Here is a 21,247-nt window from a genome sequence, read left to right as displayed (position 1 = left end):
TGAACTCACCCTTAAAAGAGGGAGATTGAAACAAGGACATTGTACACCTCGCTGCCAGCATTCTCAGTATAATTATTTATTTTACTGAGCTTTAAACTCACAACTAAAGTTTTAATTAATAGTTTTTACCTCCTGCCTTCTGCCTCCTGCCCTCTACCTTTCTTGTAAAATTAGCTGCATTTTGAAATTGCCATTAATCGCCACTTGCAAAATCTGCGATCGAAACTTAAAACCGTGAAATTTTCTGGTATTTTTTGCCTTTCACCCATGACAATTTCCCGATTTTAAAGCCATTGTGGAAGCAACTGTTTAATAACTTTTACAAGCCCGATCGCAATTTGAATCAGCGGCCAACCCGCAAAACCGATGAACACCGCCCAGCGAGTTTTAATATCCAAACCTTGGCGAACCGCCACAATTACAGATAGCAAGCTCCACACAGCTAATATCCGCTCTATCCCTTCTCCCAGCAAGGGAATTAACGTTAAAAAATTCAGCACTTGGGGGGCGTAAGCAAATCCGATCGGAACCAACAACTCCCCATAACTTACATGACCTGGTTTCAGCCACTGCCCAATTTTAAAGATAGTGAAAGTCCAAAAATAATAACCCCCCACCAGTGCCAAAGCATCTATCCAAAGTGCTAACAATAACACGGATAGCTCAGTTCGATTGATTAACAAAATGACGGCACTGCCAAAAACGCGGGACACCGCTGCTAAAATTACAATCGTTAAAGCTATCCGCTTCGTTCTGGCAGTGTAGGGAGTTTTTTCGTAAAAGTTGCTGTTCAAAGAAAGTGCGTTCCAAAGCGTTCTTCGCAAACCTGCAATTGAATCTTCTCCCCTCACCTTTAACTCCTGCTCCTCAAGATAGTTGACAACTAGGACAAAATAAGCTCTAATACAGCAAAATCACCAAAATATTTCTACATAATTAGGTAATTAACAGGCATTCTACCAGATTTTATTAAATGCTAAGATTGATTTTGCAGATATTTGCGTGGCTGCGTGGAGGAAGTTTAAATTTGTTGCTCATCGCAGCTCTAATCCTGCTAGTTTGGGGGATTCTTTCGCCAGTGGGAACTGTTATATGGTGGCTGGGTCAAAGTGCCGAAACTTTGGGTTTCAAGAAAAATTCGCCGGAGATATTGCCCCCGAACGACAGCAGCCCGCAAGCGCGCAAGTCTTCGCCGAGCAATTGTTATATCATCTTTTTGCCGGGAGTTGGCGATTTTTCGGGGGACGAACTAACACCGGGAGAAGCATTTTTTCTCAAACATTTAGTTGAAAGTCACCCGCAGTGCGTAGCCGTGGGGGATATTTTTCCTTATTCAGCTTCTAACAAAAGTTTAGGCGGACAGCGCTGGCTAGCTCCTTTTTGGCGGTTTGCAGCACAGGCAAAAAGTGGGCCGATTGGGGCGGATATATTCATCAAAATTCGCAATCTTTGGAGGTTTGCCATTTCTCTGGATTATCGCTACGGTTTTGCATACAATCAGGGAATTGCTCATGCAATTATCGAGCGAATGAATGCTCAATCTCCGATTTCAGCTAATCCTCAAAAACCTTTGCAAGTTATTTTAATTGGCACTAGCGGCGGCGCACAAGTTGCTTTGGGTGCTACTCCCTATCTTAAAGAATGGCTGAAAGCAGAAATTACTGTTATTTCAGTTGGGGGCGTGTTTTCGGGAGAAAATGGTTTTGCAGAAGCCGATCGCGTTTTCCATTTGCGCGGCACTCGCGATTCAATTGAGGATATTGGCGGCATAGTTTTTCCGACTCGCTGGTACTGGTTCGCGACTTCCCCGTTCAATCAAGCTCGTTTACAAGGACGCTACGCAGAAGCTGTCAGCGGCCCTCAAAAGCACGACGGCGATGAGGGATATTTTGGGGAAGATCGGGCAAGTAACGGTGAAAAGTATGTAGATATTACGCTGGATAAGATTAATCAATTGCCTGTTTGGTCTGATGGCGCGTCCGATTGATGAGTTTTTACATTTTCAGTGCCTATACAACTATCGGACATCATATCAATCGGTAACATCAGCTACTTAGCATTTAAATTGGATCTAAAGAAATAATAAAATTCTCCTGGGTTCTTGCTCCGCAGCACCGCCCGGAATATACAATTTAAATGCAGAATAGCTTAGTCATTAGTGCTTAATTGTATCATTGTTCGTTGTGCGTCGCTTGAAGCTTGGCCTTTTTGCCTTCGAGTCTCTACCGCAGTTCCCGACGCGCGATGCCCCATTCCCTATTCCCTATTCCCTATTATCAATGTCTCGACCAACATTATATATTGCCATCACCAATCACGGATTTGGTCACGCTGTCCGAGTTTCCTCCGTAGCTGCAAAAATTCAAGAATTAAATCCAGATATTTTACTAATTATCACCACAACCGCACCTCGGTGGCTGCTAGAATGTTACATTACTGGCGACTTTATCCTCCGTCCCCGCGCTTTTGATGTGGGAGTTGTGCAAGCTGATAGTTTGCATATGGACAAAGAGGCCACGCTGGAAAAGTTGCGGGAAATTCGGAAAAACCAAAATTCGATAATTGCGGGCGAAGTTAATTTTATCAAGCAAAATCGGGTGGGTTTGGTGTTGGCAGATATTCCTCCTTTGGCTGCGCGAATGGCGGCATCTGCTGGGGTTCCTTGCTGGATGATGAGCAATTTTGGCTGGGATTTTATCTATCGAGATTGGGGCGGGGAGTTTGTAGAAATGGCTGATTGGATTGGTGAATGTTTCGGAAAGTGCGATCGGCTTTTTCGCCTGCCTTTGCACGAACCGATGCCAGCTTTCCCGAATATTCAAGATGTCGGCTTGACGGGCGGCAATCCTCGCTACAGTAACGATGAAATTCGGGAAGTATTCGGCATTAAATCACCGCTGGAAAAAACTGTATTGCTGACTTTTGGTGGCTTGGGTTTAGAAGCAATTCCTTATCAAAATTTACAGTTATTTAGCGATTGGCAATTTATTACTTTTGATGCGGCGGCTCCCAATTTGCCGAATTTGATTAAAGTCAAAAATTCAGAATTTGCACAATCTTTCCCGATTTTACCGCGTCCGGTGGATCTGATGCCTGTCTGCGGGCGCTTGGTTTCTAAACCGGGATACAGCACTTTTTCGGAAGCTTTGCGCTTAGAAATACCTGTTGTTTCTATTATGAGAGAAGGTTTTGCGGAAGCTCAGGTGTTGTTGGAGTGGCTGAAAAATTATGCGGAACATCAAGTGGTGACGGCGGCGGAGTTTTTTGAGGGGGATTGGGAGTTTTTGCGACAGCCGCTGCATCCGCCGCGTTTGTCGGATAAGTTGGATAAAAATGGTACTGAGGATCTCGCCCAAGCTGTTGTAGACTATTTTAAAGATCGGGATTAGGATGATGCTGATTTACGATCTCAAATCCCAATGGATACATCTTTGATTGATTCCACCGCAGATTAAGGCAGATTAACGCAGATATTTTCCTGAGCGGAAAGCGATTGAATGCAATGCAAGTCTAATTTGGTCTAAAATCTCAAATCTAAAATCTAAAATCGAATGCTTCATCACCAACAAATACTCAGAATTCAAACTACAGGGAAGTCTCTGTGCAACATCACTCCTAAGATAGAAGATGCGGTGGCGAATTCGGGTATTGAAACAGGACTTTGTAGCTTGTTTTTGCGCCACACTTCTGCTAGCTTGGTGATTCAAGAAAATGCTGACCCCGATGTACTTAAGGATTTGGCTAACTTTTTGGCTAAACTTGTACCGGAGGGCCCGAATTACATTCACGATGCGGAAGGCCCAGACGATATGCCGGCGCACATTCGCACTGCGCTGACTCATACTTCTGAACAAATCCCGATCGCGCGCGGTAGATTATTGTTAGGAACTTGGCAGGGAATTTATCTCTGGGAACACCGCCAGCGCGGTAACATTCGCGAATTGGTCGTTCACGTCAGCGGCGTTGGATCGGAATTTGCACCTCGCTGATTTTAGTGGCTTCGGCCGTCATCGGGGAATTGTAAAAAAAGCGGCGCGGTGGCCCGACTATTTCGTATTCGGGATGTTCTTGAAGCCAATCTTTGAGTTTCTGGAGGTTATTTTCGTAACTTTCCCAAGTGTAAGCCCCCCGCGCGCCGATGCTGACAACTGTCATCGGTGAAGTATCGGTGACTTCCACAGCAGAGTTAACGCTGCTGGGGGCGATATTTGGTGCCGGGTAGAGGAAGGAAACTTCTGCAACCGGAACTGTATCGATTTGCTCGGAAGTTTCCGTGTAGCGTGCTTCTACTGGCGTTGTCATCGCAATTTGATTGTTGCTGATGTGTTCAAACAAGGGATTGAAGGCGATTCCTGTAGCTTGTCGCAAATCGCCTGCGTGGGTGTAGGTGACAGCGCGGTACTGAGGATATTGCTTAACTTCTATGACACCAATCTGTGCCGGCTGAGGGAATCCACTAGGTAATGTCATTTTAGATTTGAGATTTTAGATACTTCGGCTTTGCGATCGTACAAGTTTGAGATTCTAGATTTTACACTAAATAATGAGGCAATACTTACTCTGCAAGGGTTTTCTAGTTGCTTGCAGTTGCGTTTGTTTGGGCAACTGCTATAGGCTGAGATTGTTTGCAGCCGATCGCTCCTGCAGCACAACCAGTTTAGCAGTTATTTAGAGCGATGCTAACTGTCGATCGCCTAGAATTAGTTGAGAGATTTCTTGCTTTACCTCGTAATAATACGGACGGCGCTAAGTAACCAGAGAAACATCAATCTAGTTGTCCTTTAAAAATTAGTGTTTTTCAGGGGCGTCTGCTATTTATGTCGGAAAATATTCGGCTGTGCCGATCGAGCTGTGCATTTTCAGTTATTGCCACGGCGATCGCGCGAAGCCACGCCGTTCAATTATATCGCTTTCAGGGAATGACATATGAAAAAAATTCTAGTGATTGAGGACGATCGAGTAATTCGAGAGAATATTCTCAAACTCCTCAAAGCCGAAGGTTTCGACGTGACGGGTGCAGAAAATGGGGCGCTGGGTTTAAATGCCGCGGTGTCAAGTCTTCCCGACGTGATTCTTTGCGATGTGATGATGCCGGAACTTGACGGGTACGGGGTGCTGGTGGCCTTGCGATCGCACCCTGTTACTGCTACAGTACCTTTTGTTTTCCTGACAGGTAAAGCCGAACGTTCTGAAATGCGGCAAGGTATGGAATTGGGAGCAGATGATTACCTCACAAAACCTTTTACTAAAGCTGAGCTTGTGGGTGCGATATCCAGCCGCTTGAAAAAACAAGCAGCTTTTGCCGAACAGCAGCATAATTTGCGATCGCAAAGCAACCCATTACTCCCAGATGCCTCCGACAAATTAGATCGGATAGAAACAAGTTTGCGTGCAGCCTTGGAACGAGAAGAATTCCAAGTTTACTATCAGCCGCAGGTCAATGTTCAGACTGGAAAAATTATCAGCGCCGAAGCTTTGGTGCGCTGGCTGCATCCCGAAAAAGGGTTGATTTCGCCCGCCGAATTTATTCCTGATGCCGAAGCAACTGGCTTCATCGTACAGTTGGGCGAGTGGGTTTTGCAGACAGCTTGCAGACAAATACAGGTTTGGCAAAATGCTGGTTTTTCCTTGCAGCAGGTAGCGGTGAATCTGTCGCCCGCCCAATTTCACCAACCAGAACTCAGCAGCAGAGTTGCCGAAATTTTAGCAGAAATTGGTTTAGCACCGAGCAGTTTGGAATTAGAGCTGACCGAAAGTTTGATGGTGGAGGATGCCGAAGGTGCGATCGCCACTTTGCAACAATTGAAAGATTTGGGAGTTTCTATCTCTATTGACGATTTCGGCACTGGCTATTCTTCTTTAAGCTATCTGACGCAATACCCCTTTGATGTTTTAAAGATCGATCGCTGTTTCATCAGCAATATCGCCGACGGTTGCACAAATGCAGCGATTGTCAAAGCTATTATTGAAATGGCGCACAGCCTCTGTCTTGAGGTAATTGCCGAAGGAGTTGAAACTGAAGCCGAAAAAGATTTTCTGTGGCGCTACGAGTGCGATGCCATGCAAGGATATTTATTCAGTCCTCCTGTGCCGGCTGCGGATTTTGAAAAGTTGCTGGAGGCAGGCAAATAGAGCAGCGGTGTTGTCAATCTTTGTCCTATAATCAAGTACGATGGGGGTGGAATATGGTTGTCAAATCCAGCAAAAAAGTTAACTCACTCAAATCAAAAAATAAAAAAGATAAGGATAAAAGAGATAAGGATGTTTACTTAGCTATCCAACTAACTATAGTAATAATATTTTTAGCTATTATGTCCAAGTTTTTTGTCATAGTCAACGCTGGAGAACGCGGCGTGATGATGCAGTTTGGTAAAGTGCAAGAACAGGTACTCGGAGAAGGAATTCACGTAATAGTCCCCATAGTTTATACTGTAGAAAAGTTGAGCGTGCGAGTGCAGAAACAGGAAAGTTCCGCTGAAGCTTCTTCAAAAGATTTACAAGATGTTTTCACGGATGTAGCGCTCAACTGGCACATTATCCCAGCCGAAGCCAATGCAATTTTTCAACAAATAGGTGACGAAAAAGCAGTGGTAGATCGCATTATATATCCGGCAGTTGAAGAAGTCTTAAAAGCAGTCATGGCAAAATACACGGCTGAAGAAATTATTACTAAACGGGGAGAAGTTAAAGCCGCAGTAGATAATTTTTTGACCTTGAGACTGGTTACATATCACATTGCCGTTGACGATATTTCTTTAGTACACGTTCACTTTTCTGAGCGGTTTAGCGATGCAGTCGAAGCGAAACAAATTGCCGAACAGGAAGCAAAAAGAGGAGAGTTTTTAGCGCTGAAGGCAGTAAAAGAGGCGGAGGCTAAGGTGAATTTAGCCAAGGGAGAAGCCGAAGTGCAAAGGTTGCTGCGGGACAATTTGACTGCGGAATTGTTGGAAAGACAAGCTATCGAAAAATGGAATGGGAAATTGCCGCTGATAGTTGGTGATGGCAGTAAAAATATATTGGATTTGAGCAAACTATTGAACAGCCGTAATTAAGTGCTGTAAGGACACGGCTTTTGGAGTGTCCATAGGTGTCAATTTAACATCAAATGTAGTACCAGTCTACTGTCTGACGATTAGGCCAAGATCCCCCCTAGCCCCCCGGATAGTCGGGGGGGGACAGGAGTATTCTCAAAGTCCCCCGACTATCCGGGGGATTTAGGGGGATCTAGACTGGGGTAAAAACGAGATTTATCAAGGCTTTCGGCTTAAGTTGACACGAAGAAGGACACCGTGCGGTGTCCCTACGGGGATCTTACCAATTACTAGCAAATTCAGTTAATATCCGTTCAAAGGCTTTACTAATTCCAGTTTGAAAACGTTGCCTGTGCTTCACTTTTAAAACTGGTTTAACTATTTCCACAGTCGGCTGAGAAATTTCTCTAAAATCTACAAGTTGAAGAGATCGCAGTGTCGCCAACTGTAGTTCTTTCTTTACCATTAATTCAGGAATAGCGGCTGCCGCAGCGCCACTTTCTACCACGGCTTTTACCATTTCGCTACTGTTCAAAACTAAAATAGCATTCAAGTCAGTAGGATTTATGCCCCAACTTTGCAAAGATTGTTCAAACATTTGCTGAGTTCCCGAACCTGGTTCTCGCATCACCCAATCAGTTGTCGCAATTTCAGTTAAACTAATTTTGACTCGCTCAAACCAAGGGTGGGATTTGCCAACCACAATCAGCAAGCGCTCGCTACCTACAATTTCTTGTTCTAGAGTAATCCCAAGCGCGGGTTTAATGTCTCCCGTCACCAAACCTAAATCAAAAATTCCTGTCGCCGTCCCCATGCAAATCTCATCTGCATTGGCGAGGGTACAATTTACAGTTATACCGGGGTACTTTTGTTTAAAATAGCAAAGTTTTTCTGGCAACCAGTAGTTGCCAATTGTCAAACTGGATCCCAAATTAAAATCTCCTCGCTGCAAGTCGTTTAATTCTCGCAATCCTCTCTCAGTCAAAGCAACTTGGTCGAGAATTTTCTGCGTTTCGATTTGCAGCAACTTCCCAGCTTCTGTGATTTCGATGCGGCGACCGATGCGGTGAAAAAATTTTACTCCGTACTGCTCCTCTAAGTTTTGAATTGCGGCGCTGACAGCGGGTTGGGTAATGTAAAGTTCCTCCGCAGCCCGGCTGAAGTGCAGGTGTTCCGCTACAGCTAGAAAAACTCGCAGTTGGTCTAGCGTCATTCCGGCCATTCTTCCTTCCCTCTTTAGTAAATACAGTTATTTTTTGAGACTAAAATCTATTGCCGCTAAACTTTGACCAGAACTTGTCGATCGACTCTATTGTACAGGTTGGAATTCCCAAAAAATAACGGTTGTCAGCAGTTAATTGAATATTCCTTTTAACCTCAAGGGTTTGAGCTGTTGGCGGCCGATCGCTCCCGTACCGCCAACAGTTCTTTTTCCGGGCCACTGCATCACTTGCACTTATTAATTCAATAAAAAACAACATTTGATTCTACCCGAAAAGGGGATTACGCTTCTAATTAAGCTTCGAGAGCAGGGCCCGACTCTGAAGCATAACCGACAAATTTAAGCCGATCGCCAAAAGTCGATCGACAAAAAGAGAGAAGATAAATGACCAAGAAAACGCAAAAAAATCAGAGTGCCCACGGCTTAAAGCCGGACTGCCTCTCCTTCGGTGAGGTTTTAGCTCAATCCTTTGCCGTCATTGCACCTACAACTATACCAGCATCTAATATAGGCTTAATTGTCGCCCTTTCGGGTAACGGGGCTTGGCTGAGTTTTCTCATCGGCTTGATCGGCCTAGTATTTGTCAGCATCAATATCAACCAATTTGCGAGTCGATCGGCTTCTGCTGGTTCTCTTTATTCTTACATTGTTAAAGGACTTGGCCCTACTGCCGGCGTAATTTGCGGCTGGAGTTTGGTACTCGCTTATCTATTTACTGCGATGGCCGTTTTGTGTGGTTTTGCCAACTTTACGGGTACTTTCATCGGTCATTTAGGCATCCATCCGTCACCGATTACGCTGTTATCGATCGGGGCCGGGGTTGCTTGGTATGCAGGTTACAAAGATATCCAACTCTCTGCTATGGCGATGCTGTGGCTGGAGGGAGTTTCCATTTTAATGATTTCAGTTTTAGGAATTATCATCTGGGCGCACAAAGGTTTTGCTTTGGATATGTCCCAATTAACTTTGCAAGGCGTAACTCCGGGGAACATAGCGACGGGACTTGTATTAGTAATGTTTGCTTTCTCTGGTTTTGAAAGTGCTACATCTCTGGGCGACGAAGCGAAAAAACCTCTAAAAAATATCCCCAGAGCTGTCATGGGCAGTGCTGTCATGGCAGGGTTATTCTTCATTTTAATGACCTACATTGAGATTTTGGGTTTTAGCGGGACTGGAGTTTCAATCACTAATACTGAAGAACCTCTAACTTTTCTGGCGCAACAAGTGGGCATGGGTTGGCTGGGACAATTAGTGGCTTTCGGCGCTTTATTTAGCTTTTTTGCTTGCGTCCTCGGCAGCATCAATCCAGCGGCGAGAGTGTTTTATATGATGGCGCGCCACGGTTTGTTTCACTCTTCATTAGGTGTAGCGCATTCATCTAATAAAACTCCCCATGTTGCAGTAACGATGTGTACATTTCTGACATTTCTTGTGCCTGCTGTGATGTCTATGTTTCACATCAAACTGTTCGATTGCATGGGTTATTTGGGGGCAATTTGCAGCTACGGATTTTTAACGGTGTACATCTTGATTTCGATCGCGGCTCCAGTTTACCTGCACAAAATTCGTAAATTGCGCCTGCAGGATGTGGTGTGCTCGGTTGTGGCGATCGCATTTATGATGATTCCAATTGCCGGCAGCGTGGGCATTCCCGGTAGCACTATGTTCCCAGTTCCAGAAGCTCCTTACGATGCGTTTCCTTACTTGTTCTTCATGTATTTGGTTGCTACTTGCGGATGGTTTATCTTGCAGCGACTGCGCTCTCCTGAACTTGTGGGTTCGATGGAGCAAGGTATTGACGCAATTCATTCCAAGTTCGACGAAGAAAATCCAATTTACGGCGGTGTTCGATTGAATGCAGTATCGATCGACAATCAGGGCTTTGATTAGTTTATTTTCCCAAGGTAGAAGGCCTCTGAAGCCTAGAGATGTATAAGTCAGAAGTAAACACAAAGTACATAAATTGAGGAAAGAATAGAAATGAACGAATTAATGATAGCAATTTCCACTGGTGTGACGGCTTTTACGGCTACGAACCTTGACGATATTCTGATCCTGCTGCTGTTTTTCTCGCAGGTGAATGCAGCATTCCTGCGGCGACACATTGTTGCGGGTCAGTATCTAGGCTTTACAGCACTGGTTTTTGTTAGCCTTCCGGGTTTTTTTGGCAGCTTAATCTTTCCACCAGATTGGATTGGAATGCTGGGTTTGCTGCCAATTGCGATCGGGCTTAGCCGCTTGCTGAATCCAGAAACTGACGATTCGGAAGTTGAGTCAGAATTAGAGCAATCTGATAACTCTTTTTTGAGAAGTTTTCTGTCTCCTCAAACTTACAGCGTAGCAGCGGTAACGGTAGCAAATGGAGGTGACAATATCGGGATATATATGCCGCTGTTTGCTAGCAATACTTTAGAAAGTCTAGCGGTGATTCTCGGCGTATTCTTCTCGCTGGTGGGCGTTTGGTGCTATGCTGCTTATCGGTTAATTCAGATGAAGGCGATCGCAGATACTCTGACTCGCTACGGAAATCAGCTTGTGCCTTTTGTCTTGATCGGATTGGGCATGGCGATTCTGGTGAAAAGCGGCACTCTGGCTAGTCCAACTTTAAGTATAATATCTTTAGTTGGTTGCGGCTTTTGTCTGATAACTATGACCAGAAGTAACGCCAGCGAACCCGAAGTTTAGAAAAGTTTAAGGGACAGCACATGAGTTGGATTGCAGCAGCGATTATTGCCGGAATTACATCTTTTGCCGCAACCAATATCGACGATATGGTGATTTCGATGCTGTTCTTCGCCCAGGTAAATGATACTTTCCGCCCCCGGCATATCTTTGTTGGTAAGTACCTCGGATTTGCAGCACTCATCGCTGCTAGTTTGCCCGGTTTTTTTGGCGGCTTAATTGTGCCGAAAGCTTGGATTGGCTTGCTGGGTTTGGTTCCGATCGCGATCGGCATCACTCACTTAGTCAAGAGAGAAAATCAGGAAAATGATATACAAGCGGTATCGGGTGAATTTAACCGCAAATCTAATTCACCTGTGTCAAAACTAGCAACTCTTTTCAACCCCCAAACTTTGAATGTGGCTGCTGTTACTGTCGCCAACGGGGGAGACAACATCGGCATTTATTTGCCGCTGTTTGCTAGCAGCGATTTGCCGAGCTTGGTGGTGATTTTGGCGGTTTTCTCGGTGATGGTAGGTGTTTGGTCTTATGCCGCTTACCGGTTAACTCGCCACAGGGCGATCGCCCCTATTTTGACTCGCTATACCAAGGCTGCTGTCCCTTTTGTATTGATTGGCTTGGGAATATTCATCCTGATTGAAAGCGGTAGTTATCGGCTGCTCCCGCCATTTCAATCTAACTAAGAATTAGCCTCGGTTCCGCTACTTACATCCCTCTCTAGGTAGATAATTTTTCCGATGTTCATAATTTACAACTCATCATTTTTACCTTACCAATTGTTTTCTTAAAATGGTGTCTAAATCACTTGCCATATATCACCAAATATGCTAAGTTAATAATGAACTAATTAACCGAGCTAAAAGCAGCTTCAAACTAATTTAGCCTCGAATTTTTACGAAATTTCAAGCCATTTTGTGAGCTAGCAAGTTGCCAGACTTAGGCAAGAATATACCTGTCTTTTCAATAAATTATGTAGTGGTGAATCCAACTCAGCTAAAAACTTGAGGAGGAATCCTTAAAATATCGCCCGAACACTTTGCCACTACCCCACGCCGATAGACTTTGACAATAGGTCTAATCCTAAAAAACCAGATTTTTCGATTCTGCCAAATTTGGTTTCTCAGGCTCACCAGTTAAAGAGAGTTCGTTTTTGCCTAAGTCTTAAGATAGCAAGCAAACAGAAAGTTGAAAAAAACCTGACAATCTAGAAAAGGACAAAAATTGTGAAAATCTTCAAATTTGTTTTAGTGCTCTTGGTAATGACCGCCAATTTAGTATTCGTTTCCCCCTCCTGGGCGGGCGCTCCAAAAACGCCGAAATATGCGAGCAATCCCGACTACATAGAGGTGACTCAAGCTCTAAACACTCTCAGGACAGCGAAAGATGCACCCGATACCGCCCAGACTTATACCCCTGAGCAACTTCAGCAAAAAATCGCTCAATTGGAGTTTCAAAAATACACTTTAGAAACGGGAAAACCTTGGGGTCAGTGCCGCAACGAGACAGGAAAAACCCTGGCTGTCTACGGCCCGAAAGGCAAAAAAGCCGCTTCTTCTACTTACGATAATGCCCTTTATTTTCTAGCTGACGGCCAAACAACTGAACATAAATGGGATTGCGATGGAATTTATCTACCCAGCGATATCAAAGCAACCGATTTAAGAACTACAGATCAACCTTCAGAAGCATTGACCGGCGGTGTAGCTATTAAGATAGTTGACGGAACTCAATTTGTAGCGACAGCTAATCCCGATACGGCGGCTGTAGAATTCAACGTTCCTACTGCTAAAGTTTTCAAGTCTGGGGATGCGAATTGGTTTGTTCCTGACGTGACTCAGGCTTACATAGATACGCAGGTTCCCAACGCACCTACTGAGGAAAATGATTAGTTTTGGTGAAGTTGTAGTGCGATCAGTTGTTTAAAGCCTGTTGGAATGCAAGAACCCGCCGGGTATCTATCCCGGCGGATAATCCTCCCAGGTAAAATATATCAGTTGGCGTTCATATTTGGAGTTAATATTAAAAGGTTAATCTATGCTATTAAATTGGAAATCTACGAAATTAAATACAGAAAAGATTAGGCGACCAAATCCGTCGCGGGTGCGGGATCACTTGGCAAACGAGCGTACTTATTTAGCCTGGATGCGGACAGCAATATCGCTGATGGGTTTTGGCGTAGTTATTGTGCGTATTCGCGCCTTCCATGCCCCTCTGCTGCCAACTCCCGGCAATGGTTGGAAGTTGGGTTTGCTCTTTTCAGCAGTGGGTTTGCTGACGGTGTTATTCTCAACTAAGCACTACTTCGGTGTCCGCCACGATATCGATTACGATAGTTATGAACCTACGGATCGCTGGGTAATTCTTTTCAGCTTAGCGATCGCCATCCTAGGGACTGGGGTAATTTATTATATGTTCACCGTTCCTTCTAGCTTAGAAGGTTTGATGGCACCTGAATAATGGTGGTCGTTTAAGATGAATATTAAAGAGTTCGATCGCGTGCAATTATCGTTCCAACCGATGCAAGTAGATGATGAGAAACCAAAGCAGCCCAATCTGTCGCGGGCGATCGACCGATCGGCAAACGAACGCACCTTCTTAGCATGGATGCGGGTAGCGATCGCACTCATGGGTTTTGGCGTCGTCATCGTCCGACTTCGCGTCGTCCAACTCCCCGTACAGTACCGTCACGCGATGGGGTGGAAGTTGGGTTTAATCTTCTCTCTAGTAGGTTTGACGACAGTCTTCATCTCAACTGTGCACTACTTCACCGTTCGCCACCAAATTGACCACGATACCTACGAGCCACCAGACGGCATGGTTTTATTTTTCAGTTTCGCTGTGGGCTTATTGGGAATTGGAGTAATTTATTCGATTTTGGCAACCGCCCTGATCCCAAGTAGTTTTGTAATACCCGATTGATTGTCAACAGGAGTTAACCATGAACAGCGATACAGTTGCCGCGATCGCTTCCATTCTCATCTTAGCTGCTGCTATCTGGGCAGCATTCCTAGTGCTGGAGACTGTCGCGAAAATAGTCCCTAAATTGCTCGGCGTGACAGTCGCGATCGGGCTTTTGCTGGTTTACCTGCAATTTTACTGGGGGATCGATACCGCATATCTTTTGCAAACTGTCAAGCATTTGCCAGAAGCTTTCAATTTCTCGATCGCAGCCTAAACACACACCAGCCAGTATTCTCAACAACCTCTCCCGGATAGATATTTTTGTACCGGAAACAAAGTAGATTTAGGCGATCGGCAATAAACTACGGCAACTCGATTGACTTACTAGACATAACTCAGTTTGGCTGCTAAACTACGGTAAGTCGATCGAGTTATGAGATATTAACGTGGAAAACCCTAAAAAAGTCAGTCAAGAGTACCAGCTTGCAGGACAACTGACTCAACAGTTGCCAGCAGCTAAGGGCTTTCAGGAAGTCTGGTTGAAAAAAATCAGAGGCGGGTTACTTCTGGGAATTGGATATTTGCTATCACCGCTGTGTTGGTGGAACGACATATTTTTCAATCTGCCAATTGCCTACACCTTTGGGTATATCTGTAGTGGGCTTTCCCCAGATTTACTGTTTCCTTGCACAATTGTCGGCTACTGGCTTTCCAATATTGCTGGAATTCTGTTAATGCAATTCGGGGCTGTAGATGTTTTTGCAGACAAACCGAAGGAAAAAAACCTCAAAAAAGAGTTATTGACGGGTTTAGTTTCCTCAACCGCCTTCACTATTGTCGTTGTGGTATTGATTCATTTTAATGTTCTCGATACTCCCGATTTTTTTTCCAGCCAGCAGTCGGTTAAACTCAGCTCTGTTTTACCTGTGACGCTCGTAAATTCAAGGTAGAAAGCAGAATCTAAACCATCAATTAATCGAGAATTTTAAATCAGTTACACAGGTAAATTTAAGATAATCAGGGAGCTTTTATACTACAATTTTTGTGGCTTTATTTATTTGCATTTCCTTAGTCTTGCCAAGGATTCTCTAGCTAACTACGCTGAATTCTTAAGCATTGAAAAGCAAAGATTATAGTGGCAAATATTGAAATGCGAGCTATCTTTTGCCTGTGTTGCTGTGTTGCATTAGCCACCCAGATTATTTATCTATTTGTTGTTGGCAGCGCTTAAATACATAGTTTTTGGGCATAACCGTGAACTACTTATTACTATCGTTTCTCAGTTTTTTCGTGGGGATTATCGTTGGTTTGACCGGAGTTGGCGGAGCGTCGCTAATCACCCCAATGTTAATTTTTGTCTTCCAAGTTCCCGCATCAATTGCTATTAGCTCTGATGTCGTAGCTGCCACATTAATGAAAGTTGTTGGTGGCTTCAAACACTGGCAGCAAAAAACCCTCGACTTGCAAGTAGTTAAGTGGCTGGCTTTGGGGAGCGTACCCGGTTCGCTGGCGGGCGTGGGAATTTTACACTACATCAAATCCAGCGAAAATCAGAACTTAGATGGCATATTGCTGCGCTTTCTCGGAGTAGCGATCGCCCTAATTGTCGCTTTATCGCTGACCCAATTACTGCTCAAGATATTTGTCCCGAATTTGAAATTACCACAGCCGCCAGAGTGGGATTTAAATACTAATTCTGGTCGTATTTGTACTGTGAGTGCGGCAGCAATTTTAGGATGTCTAGTGGGAATCACTAGCGTGTCTTCGGGTGCTATGTTTGCACTGTTGCTGATTGCTTTTTTTCGCCTAGATTCTTCAAAATTGGTGGGTACGGATATTTCGCAGGCGGCAATTTTGTTGATGTTTACCTCTCTGGGACACCTCAGCCTCGGAACAGTAAACTGGAGTTTAGTTTTGCCAATTTGGTTGGGTTCGGTGCCGGGAGTTTTAGTAGGTGCTAAATTCTGCCAAATTATGCCTCAACGCCCGCTTAAGTTTGCGATTTACGGAATGTTGGCGATGGCGAGTTGGAAGTTGTACCAAGTGTGAAAAATCAATCAATTTTGGATTTTAGATTTTATATCAAATCCGGTAGCATCGGAGTTAATGTTACCCACAATCAGGACACGGTAGTGCCGTGTCCCAACAATTAATCTGGGTAGGGACACGGCACGGCCGTGTCCTCCTGGATCGAGATGTTTTACGTTGAATTAGGTTGATTTACTTAATAGCTAATTAATGCTTCAAGTTGGCTGACGGTCGGAAGTTCTAAGTCTTTGAACAAGACTGTACTGAGATAGCGTTCGCCATAGGAAGGCTGCACAAAAACTATCAATTTTCCAGCATTTTCGGGACGCTTCCCGACTTGAATTGCGGCAAACAAAGCCGCACCTGCTGAGATGCCTGACAACAATCCTTCTTCTCTGGCTAGCCGCCGACTGTAGGCGATCGCATCTTCGTCGCTAACTGCAATTACTTCATCAATTAACTCTGGTTTCAACACTTCCGGGATGAATCCTGCGCCAATCCCTTGAATTTTGTGAGCACCAGATTTGCCTCCAGAGAGCACCGGGCTGCTGGCGGGTTCAACTGCGATCGCCCTAAAACTCGGTTTCCGCTGTTTAATTACCTCAGCAACTCCAGTCATCGTACCGCCGGTGCCAACTCCAGCCACAAAAAAATCTACTTTACCGTCTGTATCTTCCCAAATTTCCTCGGCCGTGGTTTCCCGGTGAATTTTCGGATTAGCAGGATTGCGAAACTGTTGCAGCAGGAAAGCATTGGGGGTTTCTTCTGCAATTTCTTCCGCACGGGCGATCGCGCTTAACATCCCTTCATGTCCCGGAGTTAATTCCAACTGAGCTCCGTAAGCTTTTAACATCGATCGGCGCTCTAAACTCATCGTATCCGGCATCGTTAAAATCAGACTGTAGCCTTTCGCCGCCGCAATCATTGCCAAAGCAATTCCAGTATTTCCTGAAGTCGGTTCTACTAAAATAGTTTTCCCCGGTTGAATTAACCCCGCATCTTCTGCCGCATGAATCATGCTCGCCGCAATCCGATCTTTCACCGAAGCAGCCGGATTCATTCCTTCCAATTTTACCACAATTTGAGCAACTACTCCTTCCGCTTGGGGAATTTTATTGAGCTGAACTAAAGGAGTTCTACCAATTATTTTTGTAACATCTCTAGCAATTTTCATGGCTTATTTTCTCTCCAGTTAAATGTAGTACATGGGATTTGCTTGTTTGCGAACATCCCGCTGTTCGCACAAATCTTGTAATGTGTATTTTCCCAACACCGCCCAAGATGCCTGTCTCGCTTCCTGCCAGATTTCTAGCACCGCAGTTTTTTCTATTGTTGCAGATTCCGAAACTTTTTGGAACGGGCCCCGGTCGCCGCCTTCGAGAGTCGAAAACACCTCTAGCAAAGTAATCTGCCAAGGCTCTTTCGCCAGCAAATAACCGCCTTTAGCACCCCGCAGACTCTGGACGATACTCGCACGCCGCAGCACGGCAAGAATTTGGTCTAGATAGCGTTCCGGTATTTCTTGAGAAGCCGTAATTTCGTTCACTGTTAGGGGCGAATCCTTCGGGTGCTGACTCGCCAGTTCCAAGAGCGCTAACAGAGCATATTCTACTCTAGAAGATAGTTCCAGATTCCCCATTGGCGATCGAGTTTAAATTGTAGAATATATTATAGTACATAATTCCGGTAGATGTACAGGTGTTATTATATTTTTATTACAAAAACGGTTGGAGAAATCCCGTGAGCAACGTAAATGTAGGCAATTTAAGCTGTCGGCACTGTCGGTATTACGAGCAGCACGGACACAGGGGCGGAACCTGCCAGATGCTCGGCGTGGCGGTACAGGGTGGGTGGAAAGCTTGTCCGTTTGTGGTTCCGCCCTTTGCACAGTCTTGGGAACACCCAGAAGTGGCTAGATCCCGAAAGTCTCAAATGTTGGAGGGAGCGAGTATTTTACAGGCAATACCCCCGCCTTAAAGTAACTGCTAAGTAGGTAGGCGGATATATGCTTTCTCATCGTTAAGTTTATTCCTACTCACCTACTTAACGGCAGTCAAAAGGTGCGACATACCGCATCTGTTGGCTGTGAGAAGAAAGAAATCAGGAGAAAGAGAAAAGCAAGTGCGATCGTCGCACTTGCTTTTGAACTTATTGAGCATTCGAGGAGAAAATTTAATTAACCCAATTTCGCTCTAGATTATCTCCGGCCCAGACCATTCTCAATTTGATCGAAGATTGCACCGTCAGCAAAGAACTTGCTTTGCGCCCCCTTCCAGCCACCCATATCGCTGATTGTAAACAGTTTGCCAACTCTGGCAAACTGACTGCTAAATTGTCCGGCTACCGTCGAGTTAACAGGCCGAAAACCCACTTTAGCAAATTCTTGCTGAGCTTCCGGCGTGTAAAGATATTTCACAAAAGCCTCCGCCACTTTAGTAGTTCCGTGTTTGGCTGCGTTTTTATCAACTACAGCCACGGGGTTGTCAATAGAAATATTCACTTGGGGGATGATGAAAGGTTCGGTTTCGCCCTTCTGTTTCGCCAACAGAATTTCGTTTTCATAGTTGATCAGCACATCCCCTTGGTTTTGTTTGTAGAAGACATCTGACGCTTCGCGGGCATCTTTAGGAAGCACTGGCACGTTTTTATAAACCTGAGTGACAAAGCTGCGGGCTGCTTGTTCGTTTCCTCCGTTTCGAGTTACCGAACCCCACAAAGCTAAGAAGTTCCAGCGCGCGACACCAGAGGTTTTGGGATTAGCAGTAATTACTTTGATACCCGGTTTGGCTAAATCCGCCCAGCCTTGGATTTTTTTAGGATTGCCCGATCGCGCTACTAATGCTACGACTGATTTGCTAACAATGCCGCTATTTGGCACTTCTCGTTCCCAACCCGCTTTAATTAAACCGGCTTGTTGGATGCGATCGGTATCAAAAGCTAAGGCTAAGTGTACGACATCGGCTTCCAAACCATCAATCACAGCGCGAGTTTGGGAACCGGAACCGCCGTAGCTTTGGCTAAACTTGACATTCTGGTTGTTTTCTCGTTTCCACTTCGCTACAAAGCCGGGAATGATCCTGTCGTAGGCGGATTTGGTAACAGCAAAGGAAACTAAGGTGAGTTCGACATCTTTTGGTTTTGGCTGGCTGATTGCAGGCTGAGGAATTAACCAGCTCAAGCCTAAACCTACTGCAAAAAAGAAAGTAAAAGCTTTGAACAGTGACGATTTCAGGAAGTTTGCTGACTTCAGAGAAAAACCTGCCGAACCAGTCTTTTTTTCCGAGAACCACAAAATTCTACTTTTTAGACGTTCATACCACATTAAGAAGAGTTCCTATTGTTATTTTAGTTTCAGGTGAATTGAGCGCAAAACTTAATGTCATGCGCTGGCAAGCAGTGCAAATGCAATCCAATAATATTTGCCACGAACATCTATAGCCTTTCTCAAAAAGATGAGGTATGACTGACAGCTTACATAACCACCCAAACTAAGAGGCCCAAGCCCAACAACGTCCGCGAATCTTTCTGAGAACCGCTATATAACATTTCGCTATGGCAGTAATTTTTGCTAATGGCAACAATGGCACTATTGAGAGAGTTTTTTCCCGCAGTTGGGCTTCGCACTCAAGGATCGATCGCAAACGATCTCTACTTGATTTAACAGACTACACCATTAAATACTTAATGTCTATAGGTAAACAGTAGTTTTTTGGTAGCTTAATTCTGGAGTCGCAGGATCGATCGCAATTTAACTCCCGTAACACTACCCACTTCATCATCAGCAATCCACAGCCAACCGTGCAAACTGATGGAAGCAATGCCGCTAAAAAAAAGCGCCGAAGCAGCCAAAAGCTAGCAGCGCTCAATAGCCCATCACAAATACCTCACAAACCCCATCCATATAATTTTTTGTGAAACATGATACAATATCTGGAATTTAAAAGGTTAACAGTTAACTGTTAACTGTTAATATCCTTTTATATTTCGTAGTGCCACACATCTGAAGGTTGCAGAATAATCCGGTGGAGCGGCAGACGCTCAATCAAACCTTGCTGTTGAAAAATACCGAGGGTGCGAGTGACAGTTACGCGACTTGTACCGATGATTTCTGCAATGTCCTGATGTGTTAAAATCATATCGATCTGATGTCCTCGATCTACCTCAGAACCAAATCTCTTAGCCAGCCAAGTTAATAGTTTATAGAGCATAAAGTCAACCCTTTTGTAACCTCGCATTATCATAAAATCTTCAGCTTGCTGAATGTGATTGAGCAAAATATCTCTATTTAGCCAGCGCTCGACCGATAATAGAACTGCCTCGACTTTAGTGAGGCATTCAATTTGAAAAGGATCGCATTTTGATATTGGTTTGCCGATCGTATCACCAGGCCCCCACAATCCCAAGGTGATAATTGTGCCATCTTCCAGCCACGTTACAGTTCGCACTATGCCAGTCTCAATTTGCCACAAAGCATTGCTTCTGTTCGGCAAGTGCGATCGGCGAGAAAATATATGTCTGCTCGTTTCATCAAAAGTTTTAGTGGAAAGAGAAGCAATAGTCATAGCCAGTTACTGAAGGAATTCAAGTTAGTTCGTACAATGCTGCAGGATAGTGTTGGTCGCAGAAATCTATATAAATTTAAGCTTTCCTAGATTCCTGCACCGTCTAAAAAATCTGTAATGAATAAATTAGAATACATGAATAATTCATGTTTTTCTGCCTCTTTTTGTTCTGATTCAGTTGGTCTCAGCGGAGAGAGTTGAGAATTTAAAAAATTAACCTGGTCTTCTAAATCCTTAATTCGATCGAACAAAGCTCGAATCGCTTGAGCTTCCAAATCCGGTAGGTATTGAGAATTTTGAGCATCTTCTACCTGCTTTTTGCGAGGAATGATGCGGCCGGGAATTCCCACAACTGTGCAATCGCTAGGGACTTCCCGCAGCACTACCGAACCCGCACCAATCCGAACATTATTGCCAATTTGGATATTGCCTAAAACTTTAGCACCGGCTCCCACCACTACATTTTCTCCCAGCGTCGGATGCCGTTTTCCTATATCTTTACCCGTGCCGCCAAGGGTTACTCCTTGATAAATTACAGCATAATCTCCAACGATCGCAGTTTCGCCAATTACCACCCCCATACCGTGGTCGATAAACACGCCCCTACCAATTTTTGCTCCTGGGTGGATCTCAATACCTGTTAAAAAGCGACTGAGTTGGGAAATCAAGCGCGGTACAAACGGCAGGCCAGCGGAATAAAGCCAGTGTGCTGTCCGGTGCAAAAAAAGTGCTTGGAGTCCGGGATAGCAAAATAATACTTCCAGCCAGTTGCGGGCCGCTGGGTCACGTTCGTAAATAATTTGCAAGTCAGTGAACATATT

Annotated in this window: 24 protein-coding genes; 15 read left to right on the top strand and 9 right to left on the bottom strand. The window is 44.6% G+C overall.

The genetic code is table 11. The annotated features are described in order from the left end of the window. Window positions 1–284: 284 nt before the first annotated feature. Complete coding sequence (locus tag QUA97_RS13745) at window positions 285–851, bottom strand: hypothetical protein (RefSeq protein WP_194066023.1); 567 nt, start codon at window positions 849–851, stop codon at window positions 285–287. Between the two features lie 122 nt (window positions 852–973). On the opposite strand from QUA97_RS13745, the gene QUA97_RS13740 reads away from it, so the two are divergent. From QUA97_RS13740 to QUA97_RS13730, 3 genes are all read left to right on the top strand, one after another. Further along, on the top strand, window positions 974–1,987 hold the full coding sequence (locus QUA97_RS13740; RefSeq protein WP_194066024.1) for a hypothetical protein: 1,014 nt from the start codon (window positions 974–976) through the stop codon (window positions 1,985–1,987). A gap of 292 nt (window positions 1,988–2,279) precedes the next feature. After that, on the top strand, window positions 2,280–3,389 hold the full coding sequence (locus QUA97_RS13735) for a glycosyl transferase (RefSeq protein ID WP_194066025.1): 1,110 nt from the start codon (window positions 2,280–2,282) through the stop codon (window positions 3,387–3,389). A 162-nt stretch (window positions 3,390–3,551) separates the two neighbouring features. Continuing rightward, on the top strand, window positions 3,552–3,989 hold the full coding sequence (locus QUA97_RS13730) for a secondary thiamine-phosphate synthase enzyme YjbQ (RefSeq protein ID WP_333194894.1): 438 nt from the start codon (window positions 3,552–3,554) through the stop codon (window positions 3,987–3,989). On the opposite strand, the gene QUA97_RS13725 is transcribed toward QUA97_RS13730, so the two are convergent. Further along, entirely contained in the window at window positions 3,955–4,470 is a 516-nt protein-coding gene (locus tag QUA97_RS13725) for a heme-binding protein (protein ID WP_194066027.1), read from the bottom strand. The two genes, QUA97_RS13730 and QUA97_RS13725, sit on opposite strands and share 35 nt — an antisense overlap. Before the next feature lie 456 nt (window positions 4,471–4,926). Between QUA97_RS13725 and QUA97_RS13720 the strand changes: the two genes are divergently transcribed. Then, window positions 4,927–6,132 (top strand): EAL domain-containing response regulator, encoded by a 1,206-nt coding sequence (locus tag QUA97_RS13720; RefSeq protein ID WP_194066028.1) that lies wholly within the window; start codon window positions 4,927–4,929, stop codon window positions 6,130–6,132. A 179-nt stretch (window positions 6,133–6,311) separates the two neighbouring features. Continuing rightward, on the top strand, window positions 6,312–7,052 hold the full coding sequence (locus QUA97_RS13715) for a prohibitin family protein (RefSeq protein WP_333194893.1): 741 nt from the start codon (window positions 6,312–6,314) through the stop codon (window positions 7,050–7,052). A 259-nt stretch (window positions 7,053–7,311) separates the two neighbouring features. On the opposite strand, the gene QUA97_RS13710 is transcribed toward QUA97_RS13715, so the two are convergent. Further along, window positions 7,312–8,244: a LysR substrate-binding domain-containing protein gene (locus tag QUA97_RS13710; protein WP_333194892.1), complete on the bottom strand. Its 933-nt coding sequence runs from the start codon at window positions 8,242–8,244 to the stop codon at window positions 7,312–7,314. 393 nt (window positions 8,245–8,637) lie between these two features. Here QUA97_RS13710 and QUA97_RS13705 point away from each other — a divergent pair, with 393 nt between their 5' ends. From QUA97_RS13705 to QUA97_RS13665, 9 genes are all read left to right on the top strand, one after another. Next, the gene (locus QUA97_RS13705; RefSeq protein ID WP_194066031.1) at window positions 8,638–10,143 is read left to right on the top strand and encodes an APC family permease; all 1,506 of its coding nucleotides are present in this window, start codon (window positions 8,638–8,640) and stop codon (window positions 10,141–10,143) included. A gap of 90 nt (window positions 10,144–10,233) precedes the next feature. Beyond that, the gene (locus QUA97_RS13700; protein WP_194066032.1) at window positions 10,234–10,938 is read left to right on the top strand and encodes a cadmium resistance transporter; all 705 of its coding nucleotides are present in this window, start codon (window positions 10,234–10,236) and stop codon (window positions 10,936–10,938) included. 20 nt (window positions 10,939–10,958) lie between these two features. Continuing rightward, window positions 10,959–11,618, top strand: coding sequence for a cadmium resistance transporter (locus QUA97_RS13695; RefSeq protein ID WP_194066033.1), 660 nt, complete (start codon window positions 10,959–10,961; stop codon window positions 11,616–11,618). 540 nt (window positions 11,619–12,158) lie between these two features. After that, window positions 12,159–12,824: a hypothetical protein gene (locus QUA97_RS13690; RefSeq protein ID WP_194066034.1), complete on the top strand. Its 666-nt coding sequence runs from the start codon at window positions 12,159–12,161 to the stop codon at window positions 12,822–12,824. Window positions 12,825–12,969: 145 nt separating this feature from the next. Further along, on the top strand, window positions 12,970–13,392 hold the full coding sequence (locus QUA97_RS13685) for a YidH family protein (protein WP_194066035.1): 423 nt from the start codon (window positions 12,970–12,972) through the stop codon (window positions 13,390–13,392). 15 nt (window positions 13,393–13,407) lie between these two features. Continuing rightward, window positions 13,408–13,854, top strand: a complete 447-nt coding sequence (locus QUA97_RS13680) for a YidH family protein (RefSeq protein ID WP_194066036.1) — start codon at window positions 13,408–13,410, stop codon at window positions 13,852–13,854. A 19-nt stretch (window positions 13,855–13,873) separates the two neighbouring features. Then, window positions 13,874–14,110 carry a hypothetical protein gene (locus QUA97_RS13675; protein ID WP_194066037.1) on the top strand — a complete coding sequence of 79 codons (237 nt, stop codon included), beginning with the start codon at window positions 13,874–13,876 and terminating at the stop codon, window positions 14,108–14,110. A gap of 172 nt (window positions 14,111–14,282) precedes the next feature. Then, on the top strand, window positions 14,283–14,786 hold the full coding sequence (locus QUA97_RS13670) for a hypothetical protein (protein WP_194066038.1): 504 nt from the start codon (window positions 14,283–14,285) through the stop codon (window positions 14,784–14,786). A gap of 304 nt (window positions 14,787–15,090) precedes the next feature. Beyond that, window positions 15,091–15,885: a sulfite exporter TauE/SafE family protein gene (locus tag QUA97_RS13665; RefSeq protein ID WP_333194891.1), complete on the top strand. Its 795-nt coding sequence runs from the start codon at window positions 15,091–15,093 to the stop codon at window positions 15,883–15,885. A 175-nt stretch (window positions 15,886–16,060) separates the two neighbouring features. Here QUA97_RS13665 and cysK read toward each other — a convergent pair whose 3' ends face one another. Both cysK and QUA97_RS13655 read right to left on the bottom strand, forming a co-directional pair. Then, window positions 16,061–17,038: a cysteine synthase A gene (gene cysK / locus QUA97_RS13660; RefSeq protein WP_333194890.1), complete on the bottom strand. Its 978-nt coding sequence runs from the start codon at window positions 17,036–17,038 to the stop codon at window positions 16,061–16,063. A gap of 18 nt (window positions 17,039–17,056) precedes the next feature. Continuing rightward, a complete protein-coding gene (locus QUA97_RS13655) occupies window positions 17,057–17,503 on the bottom strand; it encodes an RrF2 family transcriptional regulator (RefSeq protein ID WP_194066041.1) in 447 nt (148 codons plus the stop codon). Between the two features lie 101 nt (window positions 17,504–17,604). Between QUA97_RS13655 and QUA97_RS13650 the strand changes: the two genes are divergently transcribed. Then, a complete protein-coding gene (locus tag QUA97_RS13650) occupies window positions 17,605–17,841 on the top strand; it encodes a hypothetical protein (RefSeq protein ID WP_333194889.1) in 237 nt (78 codons plus the stop codon). A 220-nt stretch (window positions 17,842–18,061) separates the two neighbouring features. Here the strand turns inward: QUA97_RS13650 and QUA97_RS13645 are convergent, their stop codons facing one another. The 4 genes from QUA97_RS13645 to cysE all read right to left on the bottom strand — a co-directional run bounded on the left by QUA97_RS13645 (window position 18,062) and on the right by cysE (window position 21,244). Beyond that, window positions 18,062–19,186 carry a sulfate ABC transporter substrate-binding protein gene (locus tag QUA97_RS13645; RefSeq protein WP_333194888.1) on the bottom strand — a complete coding sequence of 375 codons (1,125 nt, stop codon included), beginning with the start codon at window positions 19,184–19,186 and terminating at the stop codon, window positions 18,062–18,064. 395 nt (window positions 19,187–19,581) lie between these two features. After that, window positions 19,582–19,713: a hypothetical protein gene (locus QUA97_RS13640; protein ID WP_333194887.1), complete on the bottom strand. Its 132-nt coding sequence runs from the start codon at window positions 19,711–19,713 to the stop codon at window positions 19,582–19,584. Between the two features lie 128 nt (window positions 19,714–19,841). Beyond that, window positions 19,842–20,426, bottom strand: a complete 585-nt coding sequence (locus tag QUA97_RS13635) for a Crp/Fnr family transcriptional regulator (RefSeq protein ID WP_194066043.1) — start codon at window positions 20,424–20,426, stop codon at window positions 19,842–19,844. 86 nt (window positions 20,427–20,512) lie between these two features. Then, entirely contained in the window at window positions 20,513–21,244 is a 732-nt protein-coding gene (gene cysE, locus QUA97_RS13630) for a serine O-acetyltransferase (protein WP_333194886.1), read from the bottom strand. Window positions 21,245–21,247: the final 3 nt, after the last annotated feature.

This window comes from Microcoleus sp. CZ3-B2 (assembly GCF_036705055.1).
GTDB lineage: Bacteria > Cyanobacteriota > Cyanobacteriia > Cyanobacteriales > Microcoleaceae > Microcoleus.
This window is presented reverse-complemented; position numbering and strand designations above follow the sequence as displayed.

What these genes read in the sequence shown, in the direction of transcription:
- QUA97_RS13740 (WP_194066024.1), top strand. Translation starts at nt 974, where the DNA reads ATGCTAAGATTGATTTTGCAGATATTTGCGTGGCTGCGTGGAGGAAGT.
- QUA97_RS13735 (WP_194066025.1), top strand. Translation starts at nt 2,280, where the DNA reads ATGTCTCGACCAACATTATATATTGCCATCACCAATCACGGATTTGGT.
- QUA97_RS13730 (WP_333194894.1), top strand. Translation starts at nt 3,552, where the DNA reads ATGCTTCATCACCAACAAATACTCAGAATTCAAACTACAGGGAAGTCT.
- QUA97_RS13725 (WP_194066027.1), bottom strand. Translation starts at nt 4,470, where the DNA reads ATGACATTACCTAGTGGATTCCCTCAGCCGGCACAGATTGGTGTCATA.
- QUA97_RS13720 (WP_194066028.1), top strand. Translation starts at nt 4,927, where the DNA reads ATGAAAAAAATTCTAGTGATTGAGGACGATCGAGTAATTCGAGAGAAT.
- QUA97_RS13715 (WP_333194893.1), top strand. Translation starts at nt 6,312, where the DNA reads ATGTCCAAGTTTTTTGTCATAGTCAACGCTGGAGAACGCGGCGTGATG.
- QUA97_RS13710 (WP_333194892.1), bottom strand. Translation starts at nt 8,244, where the DNA reads ATGACGCTAGACCAACTGCGAGTTTTTCTAGCTGTAGCGGAACACCTG.
- QUA97_RS13705 (WP_194066031.1), top strand. Translation starts at nt 8,638, where the DNA reads ATGACCAAGAAAACGCAAAAAAATCAGAGTGCCCACGGCTTAAAGCCG.
- QUA97_RS13700 (WP_194066032.1), top strand. Translation starts at nt 10,234, where the DNA reads ATGAACGAATTAATGATAGCAATTTCCACTGGTGTGACGGCTTTTACG.
- QUA97_RS13695 (WP_194066033.1), top strand. Translation starts at nt 10,959, where the DNA reads ATGAGTTGGATTGCAGCAGCGATTATTGCCGGAATTACATCTTTTGCC.
- QUA97_RS13685 (WP_194066035.1), top strand. Translation starts at nt 12,970, where the DNA reads ATGCTATTAAATTGGAAATCTACGAAATTAAATACAGAAAAGATTAGG.
- QUA97_RS13680 (WP_194066036.1), top strand. Translation starts at nt 13,408, where the DNA reads ATGAATATTAAAGAGTTCGATCGCGTGCAATTATCGTTCCAACCGATG.
- QUA97_RS13675 (WP_194066037.1), top strand. Translation starts at nt 13,874, where the DNA reads ATGAACAGCGATACAGTTGCCGCGATCGCTTCCATTCTCATCTTAGCT.
- cysK (WP_333194890.1), bottom strand. Translation starts at nt 17,038, where the DNA reads ATGAAAATTGCTAGAGATGTTACAAAAATAATTGGTAGAACTCCTTTA.
- QUA97_RS13655 (WP_194066041.1), bottom strand. Translation starts at nt 17,503, where the DNA reads ATGGGGAATCTGGAACTATCTTCTAGAGTAGAATATGCTCTGTTAGCG.
- QUA97_RS13645 (WP_333194888.1), bottom strand. Translation starts at nt 19,186, where the DNA reads ATGTGGTATGAACGTCTAAAAAGTAGAATTTTGTGGTTCTCGGAAAAA.
- QUA97_RS13635 (WP_194066043.1), bottom strand. Translation starts at nt 20,426, where the DNA reads ATGACTATTGCTTCTCTTTCCACTAAAACTTTTGATGAAACGAGCAGA.
- cysE (WP_333194886.1), bottom strand. Translation starts at nt 21,244, where the DNA reads ATGTTCACTGACTTGCAAATTATTTACGAACGTGACCCAGCGGCCCGC.